Raw genomic sequence first — 10,980 nt, 5'->3', positions numbered from 1 at the left:
GCGGTGAAGATTCGACACCTCCACCACACACGGAGGCCTTCGCCATGATCAAGCCCGGCGGCGTTAACAACGCTCGTGATCAATACACCTAGGGCCCGTGCGGCGAGACTTTCGGTTTTTGCCGGACAGGCCACCTTCCCAAGGTGGGGTCAGCGCTTCAGTGTGAAGGTGAGGTCAGCCGAGAGCTGCCGCTCAGGCGGGTTGCCGAGAACGGGTTTTGCCTCCCTGACAGGGATCCGTGCCGCGAAGCGGACCGCGGCGTCGATCGCCTCGCGGTTCAGGTGGTCCGATCCGCCGGTGTCCAGGCGCCGGGCGTCGTCCCGGTCGAGGGCGATGAGCCAGGCGTCGATGAGCTTCTGGTGTGCGTGGTGCGCCTCGGGTCCTGCCGGGTGTGTCACGTCCTCTCGTCGGGGTCGACCAATCCCCGACGGACCGCCTCGTTGACCGTCGTCACCCGGTTCCCGGTGCCGAGCTTGCGGTAGATGCGGACGAGGTGGGTCTTCACCGTGGCCTCGGCGAGGAACAGGTCGGCGGCGATGGCCCGGTTGTTGTGGCCCCGCGCCAGGAGCCGCACGACCTCGATCTCGCGTTCGCTCAGCTCGGGTTCGGGTCCGACCGTGCGCCGGGCCAGGTGGGCCGCCGCCTCCGGTGCCAGGCCCATGCCGCCGTTCGCCGCGGCGCGTACCGCACGGAAGAGTTCTTCGGGCGGGCCCGCCTTCAGGACGTACCCATGGGCACCTGCCTCCAGGGCGCGCAGGACGTTGCCCTGGGTTCCGTAGCTGGTGAGGACGACGATCCGTACGTCCCCGACGTCGGCGAGGATCTTCCGTGTCACCTCGGTCCCGTCAGCTCCGACCGTGCCGGGGTCGCCCAGGCGGAGGTCCATCAGCACCACGTCGGGTCGCAGTCCCGCCGCCAGCCGTACGGCGTCCGTGCCGTCACCGGTCTCCCCCACGACGTCGAAGCCCGGCTCGCCCTCCAGCAGAGCGCGCAGCCCGGCCCGGACCACCGCGTGATCGTCCACGATCAGGACGCGGACCGGCATCGGTGGCGCGGTGCCGTTCATCACGAGCCCGCGAGCGCCAGGTCCTGGGAGGGCAGCGTCGCCCTCACCGTGGTGCCGCGGCCCGGCGTGCTGTCGAGGGTCAGCACCCCGCCCAGTCCTTCCAGACGTTCCCGTGCGCCCTTCAGACCGTAGCCCCGGCCGCCGGACGGCACTTCCCCTCCCGAAGAGGTGAACCCCCGCCCGTCGTCCCGGACTTCGACCGTCACCGTCCTGTCGTCACCGTAGGTGAGGACGACCTCGACGCGGCTCGCGCGGGCGTGTTCGCGGGCGTTCGCCAGCAGTCCCTGGGTCACCCGGAGCAGGACCACGGCCCGTTCCGTCGCCAGCGGGTACGGCGCACGCTCGCGGCGGAACGACACCCGACCAGCCCCGGCCGTACCCGCCGTCCGGGCGCACAGGTCACTCAACACCGCCTCCAGACCGTCCCGTTCGAGCGCGGGCGGAGTCAGGTCACCGATGATCGTGCGGGTCTCCGCGAGATGCGCGCCCAGTGCCTCGGCGACCGCCCGTACCTGGCGTCGCGCCTGGTCGGGGCGCCGGTCCCAGTCGCGTTCGGCGGCCTGGAGCAGCATGCGGCTGCCCGCGAGTTCCTGCGCCAGGGTGTCGTGCAGATCGCGGGCGATGCGACCGCGCTCGGCAAGGCGGCCGGCCGTGCGCTGCTGCGTCGCCAATTCGCCCCGGGTCTCGGTCAGTTGGCGGGTCAGGCGCTGCTGGGCCCCGTAGAGGACGACGGTGGCCGCGAGCGCGGCGAGCGGTGGTGCCAGCACCTCGGGGTCGGCGCCGCCGTTGACACGGGCGAGGGCGGCCAGCAGCAGCACCGTGACCGCGCCCGTCGCCGCCGTACGCAGCCGGGCGCCTCGCATCCGCATGGCCAGGACGGCCAACGGCACCGACAGCCACGCGTAACCGGCCGCGAGCGGCACGGGGATGATCCAGGCGACCCAGCTCCACAGGGCGACGAGCGCCGAGAACCATACCAGCCTGGTCGTGTCGTGGGCCCGGTCCCAGCGGGAGAGCGCGAACACGTACACCACGGCCAGCGCGGTGGTGGGCACCGTGACGGACCAGCACAGGCCGCTGTTGAGCCGGACGAGCCGTACGAAGGTGCCGGCCACCGCCACGAGGAAGACCAGGTGCGGCAGTTCCCGTGCCGACAGGGACGGTCGGCGTGACGCGGAGGCGGTGGCGGACACGGGTGGGCTCCTCACGGCGGACCGGGCGGAAGGGAACGAAGCGCCTGGAGTTTAGGCCGTTCACCTGTGTGTTCACCGTAAGCGCCGCACCCGCAGCGGGCCCGGCTCCCCCACCAGCCCTCCGAGCCGTCCGAGCCGTCCGAGCCGTCCGAGCCGTCCAAGAGTCGGCTCCCGCTAACTCCCCGGACGCAGCCCCAGCCACCCCGGTGAGGGATCGCCCTTCACCTCGCCGAAGTACAGGGCGAAGGTCTGCTTGAGGCGTTCGACGTCGGCGCGGTCCTCCATGAAGCGGGGGAAGCCGTCCACGTGCGCGTCCGGCAGCTCCCACACCGGGGTGGGTCCGCCGTCCGGCCGGACGTCCGTGCGGACCGACCAGCCGTTGAAGCTCGCGCGCTGGCGCTCCTCGGACAGCATCCAGTTCACGTAGAGCTTGGCGGCGGCGGTGTGGGCGGCGTCCTTCAGGATCGCGGCCCGCTGGCCCCAGGCCATGAACGGATGCCCGGCCGGCGGTACGACCCACTTCGTGGTGCCCGACCCCAGCACGGTGCTGCCCGACGTGCCGACCCCGATGGTCTTCTGTCCGGCGTTGACGGCCACGCCGGGCGTGTGGGACCCCCGGTTGAACTGCGGTTGCTGCGCGGCGAATCGGGCCACCCAGTCCCAGCCGTACCTCTCCCGGTAGAGGGAGAAGAGGTAGAGCACCGCGTCGTCGTCGTGCGGGTAGGATGAGGCGATGGCGCCCCTCCACCGCGGGTCGACCAGGTCCAGCGGGGTCCTCGGCGCGTTCGCCCCGGCCGCCTCGACGCCGTACAGGAAGCTGAAGGCGAGGACCGACACCGCCGTCCACGCGCCGTCGGGGTCCGTGAACTCCTCGTACACCGCGGAGTGTCCGGCGGGCCGGTAGGGCAGGAGCCGGCCCTGCCGCTTCCACCGGGTGAAGTCCTGGAGCGTCTGGAGCTGGACGACGTCGGGGACCAGGGTGCCGGTGGCGAGTTGGTTGTCGACGCGGACGTCGTGGAACTTGCTGTAGTCCACGATGATCGTCAGGTCGACGGCCGGGAAGCGCGCGCCGAAGGCGGTCCTGACCGCCGCGGCCTGGCTGTCGATGTCCCCGCCCTGGTAGACGACGAGCCGACCGCCCTCGTCGCAGGCCGCGGCGTACAACTCGTCGAGCGTGCGCCTCTCCTCACCGGCGCGGACACCTGCCGCGGTCTCCCGGCGCACGGCCCGCGGCGTGGCGGACGCCCGGCCCGTGGCGGCACCGGCGACCGCGAGTCCCGCGCCGGTGGCGAGGAGGCGGCGCCTGCTGACGTACTCGGACATACGGTTGTCCCTCCTGTCCTTCCTGTTTCTCGTCTTCACCCGTCCTTGTGCACCGCCGCGTTCGCACCGCGGCGGTAGCGCCAGCCTGCCGCTGCGTCACCGCCCGCCGCGTCGTCCATGAGCAGCCCCGGATTCAACCGTTCGATGGATTCGCCGCGCCCCCTCCGCGTCGCGCGCCCCTCCGCGCCATGCCCCCCTCCGCGCCGCGCCCCCGCCGCGGGGCACGCGGTCAAACCGTTCCCCAGGCCCAGGAACGGAGTTGGCCAAGTATCGGTAAAGGGATCGTTTTCCCGGTGGTCGAAGGGTGCTGCGGCGGTGTTCACCTTCGCCGCCCAGGATTAGTCATGGGCATGTCGCGATTTCGCTCGTGGTGTGCCCTTCATCCTGCGGCGATCTGAAGGGACTTGTCGGCGATGCGGTCAGCGTGGGCACGAAGACGATCGGGCGGCGGATCGGGCGGACGACGGCTCACGGGTGTGCTGTGCACCGCGCTGCTGCTCGTGGGCGGAAACCTCACCTCGGCGTACGCCGAAGACGGTCCGGACCGGCGGCCCGCCACGGCCGTCGACCCCGCGGACTCGACGAGTCTGCCGACGCTGCTCCCCGGCGACGGCGCCTATCTGGAGGGCACGGAGAAGGCCGTCGCCACACCGACGCTCGCCGGTGACTCGGTGACGGCGCTCACCGTGGACGGCAGGGCGATCGACGCCGCGCGCACGGTCGGCACCTCACGGCTGACCTTCGACGTCGGATCGAACTCGACGGAGGCCCGCTACCACAACCACGTGCTGGTCAACGGGGAGTTCAGGGCCGACATCGGCGACCTCGTCAACCAGCGCGGCAGTGTCGAGATCCCGAACGACAAGCTGGTCCAGGGCGAGAACAGGATCGAGATCCTCGCCGGCACGATCGACACCTCGTGCGGAGTCAACCACGACGACTTCGTGCTCTCCGACATCAGCCTGGAACTGCTCGGCGAGGTCGCGGACGGGGAGGAGAACGAGTACACCTACTCGTTCGGCGACGGCAACTGCGGTTCCAACACCTCCCTGTTGACGAAGGCCACGCTCAGCTTCTTCGTCCTGGGCGACCCGCGGGGCACAACGGGTCTCAGCGGCGACCTGGACACCACCAAGCTCTCCAACGGCACGCACACGCTCGCCGCGAGGACCGCCTCCGGCAAGAGCGTCAGCAACAAGGTCACGGTGAACAACGCCCCGGCGGGCGCCCCTCGGCTGCTGCCCAAGGACGGCACGCTCACGAAGGGCCGCGAGCCGGTGTTCGCGACGTTCCCGGCCGGGACCGGGGACCGGCCGAAGTCGCTGACCGTGGACGGCAGGACACCCACGACCGTGCCGCACCTCGGCAACGGCGCGGCCACCTTCTCCTTCGACGTCGGGTCCAACTCGCTCGACGACCGGTACGACAACTACCTGCTCGTCAACGGCAAGCGCATCGACCTGGGCGGCACCTGGGTCGCCCAGCGCGTCGACATCGCGGTCCCCGCGCGCTTCCTGGTCCCCGGTGACAACGTCATCAAGGTGGTGACCGGCCCGTACCAGGAGACCTGCGGCGACAACCGCGACGACTTCGACCTCTCGCGTCCCGCGCTGGCCCTCGACGGCTCCGCCGTGACCGGCCACGGCATCGCGGACACCTACGCGATGGGCGACGGCAGTTGCGGCAGCAGCCCCACCCGGCTGCCCGAGGCGGAACTGCGCTACACGATCGACGCCCCGCCCGTGCACGTCTCCGAGACGCTCGGCTCCGGCAACGCGACGCTCGGCTTCACCGTGGGCGGCAACTCGATCGAGGCCCGCTACCAGAACCATCTGCTGATCAACGGTCAGAAGCACGTGCTGGACGGCGACTTCGTCAGTCGGCGCGTCGATCTCACCTTCCCCGACGAGTGGCTGGTGCCCGGCTGGAACACCGTCGACTTCGTCACCGGCACGTTCCCGACGTCGTGCGGCGACAACCGCGACGACTTCGCCGTCTCCGACATCACCCTGACCCCGGCGAGTGGCACCGCGAACGGCCGTATGCTCAAGGGCTCGTACAGCCTCGGCGACGGCAACTGCGGTGACAACGTGAACCCGTTGACCGAGATCGACCTGGAGTTCTTCGTCGACGGCCCCGCCCAGGGGCTGCGCGCGGACCTCGACACCACGGGGATCGCCGACGGCACCCACACCCTGGCCGCTACGGCGCAGGGCGGACAGACCGCCACCCGTGTCCTCGTCAGCGACAACTCCGCGCCCAGGATCGCCTCCAGCGTCCCCGCCGCCGGACAGCGGATCACCGCGTCGGTCGTCCTCGACGTACGCCTCGACGACCTCTCCGGCGTCGTGAACGGCCCGGACGTCACGCTCGACGGCGAGCCCGTGCGGCTCGGCACCCCGGTGGGCCCCGGACTGCCCGCCGGTACGCACACGTTGAAGGTGACCGGCACCGACGGAGTCGGCAACAGCGGCACCCGTGAGGTGACGTTCACCTCGGCCGGCGTCCCCGACGTCCCCGCCGGCCTCACCCCACGCTCCGGCACCACCGACGCGGGCCGCGCGGTCACCCTGTCGGCCGAGGTCGCCGAACCCGACGGCGGCACGGTGGACACCACGTTCTCCGAGGCCGGGATCACCACCCCGGACGAGGTGTACCAGGGCACGGCGGCCTCGGTGCCCACCACGCTCAGGGTCCCGGGCGAGAAGAAGGTGCGCGCCGACGGACTCGCGCCCGCCGACGGGAAGACGCTCGCGGCGCCGACCGGCAAGGACGTCACGTTCCAGCGGTTCGACGTGCCGGTGAGGGGTCAGGCCGACGCGCCCGTGCTGCGCTGGGAAGGTGTCGTCGACCCCGAACGGCTCGCCGCGCTGCGCGTGTGGAACACCCGGACGAAGAAGTGGGACGTGCTGACCAGCGCGCGGGGCGCGGCCGAGGGCAACACCGTGCTCACCGCCGTCGTCGACCGCGCCCACGTCGACCGGCAGCGGGTCCACGTCATGGTCACCGGTGAGGACCCGTTCGCCGACGACATCGACCCCGGTGACCCGAACCGGTTCGCCGACCCGGCCTCGTACGACTTCTCGATCGTCCACTACACCGACACGCAGTACCTCTCCGAGGGCGCGGTGGAGCAGGAGACGCCCGAGGAGCGCGCGGTGTGGGAGAAGGCGTACGGCGACGTCTCGCGCTGGATCGCCGCCAACAAGGACGAGCGGAAGATCGCGTACGTCGCCCACACCGGCGACATCATCGAGAACAACATCCGCAAGCCCGCCGACGAGGCCACGCAGCGCCAGGTCGTGGGCGAGCTGGAGGTGTCCTCGGAGCAGCAGAGGATCCTGGACGACGCGGGCGTGCCGAACGGTGTGATCGCGGGCAACCACGACAACCAGTCCGGCACCGAGAACGGCCCCGACGCGATCTACAACCGCTACTACGGGCCCGACCGCTACGAGGCGCTGTCCCGGGGCTGGGAGCACGCCGAGTACGGCGGCCCGTGGCGGCCGGGGGACAACCAGAACCACTACGACCTGTTCTCCGCCGGGGGCCTGGACTTCGTCGTGGTCGGCCTGTCGTACGGGGTGACGCGCGAGGAGGCCGAGTGGGCCGACTCCGTCTTCAAGCGGTTCCCCGACCGCAACGGCATCCTGCTCTCGCACGACTACCTCGCGCCGAGCGCCGACCCGGACGGCCGCGGGGCGCCGTTCTCCGCGCCCGACGGCTCGATGCTCTACAAGAAGGTGGTCCAGGACAACCCGAACGTGTTCCTGATCCTCGCCGGTCACGAGCACGGCGTCGGCACCAACGTGAAGCCGAGGGTCGGCAAGGTCGCGCACGACGTGGTCGAACTGCTCGCGGACTACCAGTTCTACACGGTCTCCGCGGACCGGCTCGGGCTCACCGAGATCGGCGGCTACCAGCCGGACGACCAGCTCCAGTTCGGGGCGAGCTTCTTCCGGATGCTGCAATTCAACGTCAGGCGCTCCGAGTTGACGGTGGACACCTACTCGCCGCTGCTCGACGAGTTCGGGGCGACGGAGTACGACACCAATCACCGTTACAACGGCACCGAGGACAACATGGTGCTGCCCGTCGACCTCAACACCCGCGGCACGACCTTCAGGACGGACTCGCTGGCGCTGTACGACCCGGTGCGCGTCATCGGCCGGGCGAAGGCCGACTCCGGGCAGGTCGCCTCGGTGACCTGGCGGAATCTCCGACCGGGCTCGACCCACGCGTGGTTCGTCACGGCGCGGTCCGCCGGTGGCGGTGTGACGGCCTCCGCGCCGAGCGTCTTCGTGACCAGGGACGAGCGCGGCCGGCCCGGCACCTGGGGTCCGGGCACACCCGGGTTCCCGTGGTTCGCGCCGTCCACCGGCCGACGATGACCGGCCGACGATGACCGGCTGACCCGTAGACCGCAGCGTCCGCCGTCCCGGATCAGAGGGGTCCGGGACGGCGGACGGGGGCGGTCACCATGACGACACCCGAACGACGAGCGTCCGCTCCCGTCCCGACGGACAGCACCTCCCGACCCGACGAGCGTCCGCCGCCGTCCCGACGACAGGAACCGAGACCACCCGATGCGTCCCACAGCCCCGTCCCGTCCGGTCGCCGCGCTCCTGACGTGCGTCATGGCGCTGCTGGCCGTTCTCCTGTCCACGGTGCCCGCGTCCGCGCACGACGCGACCTCGACGGCGTACGCCGACGTGCGGGGCTCCGGCGCCCGTGTCGAGGCGCGACTGGACCTGGAGTACGACCTGCTCATGAAGTCCGCGTGGCTGTACGCCGAGGCGTACGACGCGAAGGGCCGCGCCGAGCAGCTGCGCCGGCTCAGGACGAACGCGGGCGCGGTGACCGAGTACGTCACCGGGCGCTTCGCCGTCGGCCACGGCAGCCGTTCCTGCGCGCCCCGCCCGGTCGGCGACGCGGACGTGCGCACCCGCGGCGGCCGGCCGTTCGCGGTCCTGACGCTGGCCTACGACTGTCCGGACGGCGCCGACGGCGCGTACACGGTGTCCAGCGCGCTGTTCCCGGACGGCGAGAGCTTCGTGCACAGCACGGAGACGATCGTCCACTACGACATCGCCGGGCAGCGCGGCTCCCAGGTCCTGACGGCCGCCGAGCCGACCCTGGAGACCGGCGGGCACCACGAGTCCCGTCAGATCGCGGAGTTCTTCCTGCTCGGCACCGAGCACCTGCTGTTCGGCCTCGACCACGTCCTCTTCCTGCTGTCGCTGCTCATCGGTGCCCGCGGGCTGCGCGACGTGGTCCGCACGGCGACCGCGTTCACCGCGGCGCACAGCGTCACCTTCCTGCTGGCGGCGACCGGTGCCGTGCACGTGCCGGGCGCCGTGGTGGAGCCGGTGATCGCGGCCTCCATCGCCGTCGTGGCGATCGCGGGCTTCGTACGGCGCGACCGCGAGGGCGACGACCGGTGGCGGCTGCCGGTCGTGTTCCTGTTCGGGCTCGTCCACGGGCTCGGCTTCGCGGGGGCGCTCGGCATCGACGACCGCTGGTCGTGGGAGCTGCTGCTGTCGCTGCTGAGCTTCAACGTCGGCATCGAGGCGGCGCAGCTGGCGATCGTGGCGGTGGTCCTCCCGCTGCTGGTGCTGGTGCGCCGGACGCCCGCGCACCGCTGGGTACTGCCTGCGCTGACCGCGCCGATCGTGGTCGTCAGCCTGTACTGGTTCCTGGACCGGCTGGCTGTCACGGCGTGACACGGGCGCGGGGCGCCGCCCTCGCTCGGGGTACGGCGGTCGCTCCACCCGAACGGAAGACATGTGAGACCGCGGATGTGCCGGGCCGCCTGCTTACTATCCGGTCGTGACGGACATTCCCGACGAATTGATCAAGCTGGAACGTTCCGCCGAGGAGGAGCGGGCCCGGCTCGCGGGCCTCGAGGGCGAGGAGTACGAGGAGCAGCGGCGCCGGTGGCGGGCGGCGGCCGAGACCTTCCAGGCCGCGGTCACCGCGTACGCCTCCCGCGAGGACGTGGGCCTGTCGCGCCACGAGGTGGAACAGGCGGTGAAGAGGGCCGTGCGGCACGCCGACGAGGACCCCGCCGGGTAGCGGGCCGCCCTGTTCTTCTCCGAGGTTCTTCTCCTGAGGTTCTTCTCCCGAGCGGGGGACGGGTGTCGCGGGCCGCGGATACGCTCGCCTCGTGATGGAGCGGTGGAGGGGCCATGTCGTCCGTCATCCCCTGTGGGGCGCGGTCGAGTTGACCCTGGCGTGGCACGTCGTGCTGCTGCTGTTCGCCGAGGTGCTGCTGCCTCCGCTGGCGCCCTCGTGGTTCCCGGACCTCGGCGCCACCGTGGTCAACGTGGTCTGCGCGGCCGGTGCGTGGTTCGTGCTGTGGCGGTGGGGATGGCTGCGGGCCGCAGGGGTGAGCACGCTCGGCCGCGGCCGCCGCTGGTGGCTCGTGCTGCCGATGGTGGTGATCGCCTGCTCGTACGCCCTGGCCGGCCTGGACGGCGGTACGGCGGTGGTCGTCGGCGGGCTGGTGTCGTTGCTGTGGGTCGGTGTCGACGAGGAGATCATCAGCCGCGGTCTCGTCCAGCGGGCCCTCACCCCGCTGGGCCCGCTGCGCGCGGCCGTCGGTGTCGCCGCCCTCTTTGGCGTCGGACACCTCCAGAACCACCTGTTCTTCGGCGCGGAGTTGGACGACACGCTGTGGCAGATGCTGTCCGCGGCCCTGTTCGGCTTCACCTGTGCGGCGCTGCGGTACGCGATCGGCTCGGTCTGGCCCATGGTCGTGGTCCACGGGCTCGACGACTTCCTCCAGATCCGCTCGCCGGGCGCGGCACCGGACTGGTGGCAGGTGAGCGTGTACGTCTTCCAGCTCGCCTACGGCCTGTGGCTGCTGCGCCGGTACGGCCACGAAGCCGCTCCGGCGGACCGGGGCACCGGTCGGCCGGACCCTCGGGGGCGGGCGGGGACGCCGAAGGGCCCAGCGGATCTGCCGGGCCCTCAACGCTCGTGACGAGAACGGTTTTTCAGCCGCGGACGATGTTCTCGGCCTGCGGACCCTTCTGCCCCTGGGTCACGTCGAACGTGACGGTCTCGCCCTCGACCAGCTCCCGGTAGCCGTTACCGGTGATGTTGCTGTAGTGGGCGAAGACGTCGGGGCCGCCGTCCTGGGCGATGAATCCGAAGCCCTTTTCGGCGTTGAACCACTTCACGGTACCGCTGGCCATCCGCTGTCCTTCTCTCTCGCCGGGCGCACCCGACTGCCGTGGGAGGCGCCGCCCTCGTCGGGCAGGCGCCCGACCCCTTTCTACCCCTCGTCCGGCCGGTTATCCGACATTCCCTCCGGCCTGTCCCGACGAATGGCCGACGTGTCGGGTGACGAAAGCGGCGGACCGGGCGAAGATCACCAGTTTTCCGGCGCCGGTG

8 protein-coding genes and 1 pseudogene are annotated in these 10,980 nt (G+C 71.3%); 4 read left to right on the top strand and 5 right to left on the bottom strand.

Translation table 11 applies throughout. The features are described 5' to 3' along the window. Positions 1 to 149 precede the first annotated feature (149 nt). The 4 genes and pseudogenes from AB0F77_RS40750 to AB0F77_RS40735 form a co-directional block, all read right to left on the bottom strand. A pseudogene (locus AB0F77_RS40750) lies at positions 150 to 335 on the bottom strand (hypothetical protein); the annotation flags it as partial. Between the two features lie 59 nt (positions 336 to 394). Then, entirely contained in the window at positions 395 to 1,045 is a 651-nt protein-coding gene (locus tag AB0F77_RS40745; RefSeq protein WP_361959055.1) for a response regulator transcription factor, read from the bottom strand. Positions 1,046 to 1,065: 20 nt separating this feature from the next. Beyond that, entirely contained in the window at positions 1,066 to 2,259 is a 1,194-nt protein-coding gene (locus tag AB0F77_RS40740; protein WP_361959053.1) for a sensor histidine kinase, read from the bottom strand. Positions 2,260 to 2,433: 174 nt separating this feature from the next. Further along, positions 2,434 to 3,582 (bottom strand): ABC transporter substrate-binding protein, encoded by a 1,149-nt coding sequence (locus AB0F77_RS40735; protein ID WP_361959050.1) that lies wholly within the window; start codon positions 3,580 to 3,582, stop codon positions 2,434 to 2,436. 476 nt (positions 3,583 to 4,058) lie between these two features. Here AB0F77_RS40735 and AB0F77_RS40730 point away from each other — a divergent pair, with 476 nt between their 5' ends. From AB0F77_RS40730 to AB0F77_RS40715, 4 genes are all read left to right on the top strand, one after another. Next, positions 4,059 to 7,973 (top strand): metallophosphoesterase, encoded by a 3,915-nt coding sequence (locus AB0F77_RS40730; RefSeq protein WP_361959047.1) that lies wholly within the window; start codon positions 4,059 to 4,061, stop codon positions 7,971 to 7,973. 195 nt (positions 7,974 to 8,168) lie between these two features. Then, complete coding sequence (locus AB0F77_RS40725) at positions 8,169 to 9,305, top strand: HupE/UreJ family protein (RefSeq protein WP_361959044.1); 1,137 nt, start codon at positions 8,169 to 8,171, stop codon at positions 9,303 to 9,305. A gap of 106 nt (positions 9,306 to 9,411) precedes the next feature. Further along, positions 9,412 to 9,657, top strand: coding sequence for a hypothetical protein (locus tag AB0F77_RS40720; protein ID WP_361959041.1), 246 nt, complete (start codon positions 9,412 to 9,414; stop codon positions 9,655 to 9,657). A gap of 94 nt (positions 9,658 to 9,751) precedes the next feature. Beyond that, positions 9,752 to 10,567 carry a CPBP family intramembrane glutamic endopeptidase gene (locus tag AB0F77_RS40715; protein WP_361959058.1) on the top strand — a complete coding sequence of 272 codons (816 nt, stop codon included), beginning with the start codon at positions 9,752 to 9,754 and terminating at the stop codon, positions 10,565 to 10,567. A gap of 13 nt (positions 10,568 to 10,580) precedes the next feature. On the opposite strand, the gene AB0F77_RS40710 is transcribed toward AB0F77_RS40715, so the two are convergent. Further along, positions 10,581 to 10,781, bottom strand: a complete 201-nt coding sequence (locus tag AB0F77_RS40710) for a cold-shock protein (RefSeq protein WP_361176501.1) — start codon at positions 10,779 to 10,781, stop codon at positions 10,581 to 10,583. Between the last annotated feature and the right edge of the window lie 199 nt (positions 10,782 to 10,980).

The sequence above is a fragment of the Streptomyces sp. NPDC026672 genome (genome assembly GCF_040638185.1).
GTDB lineage: Bacteria > Actinomycetota > Actinomycetes > Streptomycetales > Streptomycetaceae > Streptomyces.
The sequence above is the reverse complement of the archived record's forward strand: the minus strand, read 5'-3'. Positions and strand labels throughout refer to the sequence as shown.

What these genes read in the sequence shown, in the direction of transcription:
- AB0F77_RS40745 (WP_361959055.1), bottom strand. Translation starts at nt 1,045, where the DNA reads ATGCCGGTCCGCGTCCTGATCGTGGACGATCACGCGGTGGTCCGGGCC.
- AB0F77_RS40735 (WP_361959050.1), bottom strand. Translation starts at nt 3,582, where the DNA reads ATGTCCGAGTACGTCAGCAGGCGCCGCCTCCTCGCCACCGGCGCGGGA.
- AB0F77_RS40725 (WP_361959044.1), top strand. Translation starts at nt 8,169, where the DNA reads ATGCGTCCCACAGCCCCGTCCCGTCCGGTCGCCGCGCTCCTGACGTGC.
- AB0F77_RS40715 (WP_361959058.1), top strand. Translation starts at nt 9,752, where the DNA reads ATGGAGCGGTGGAGGGGCCATGTCGTCCGTCATCCCCTGTGGGGCGCG.
- AB0F77_RS40710 (WP_361176501.1), bottom strand. Translation starts at nt 10,781, where the DNA reads ATGGCCAGCGGTACCGTGAAGTGGTTCAACGCCGAAAAGGGCTTCGGA.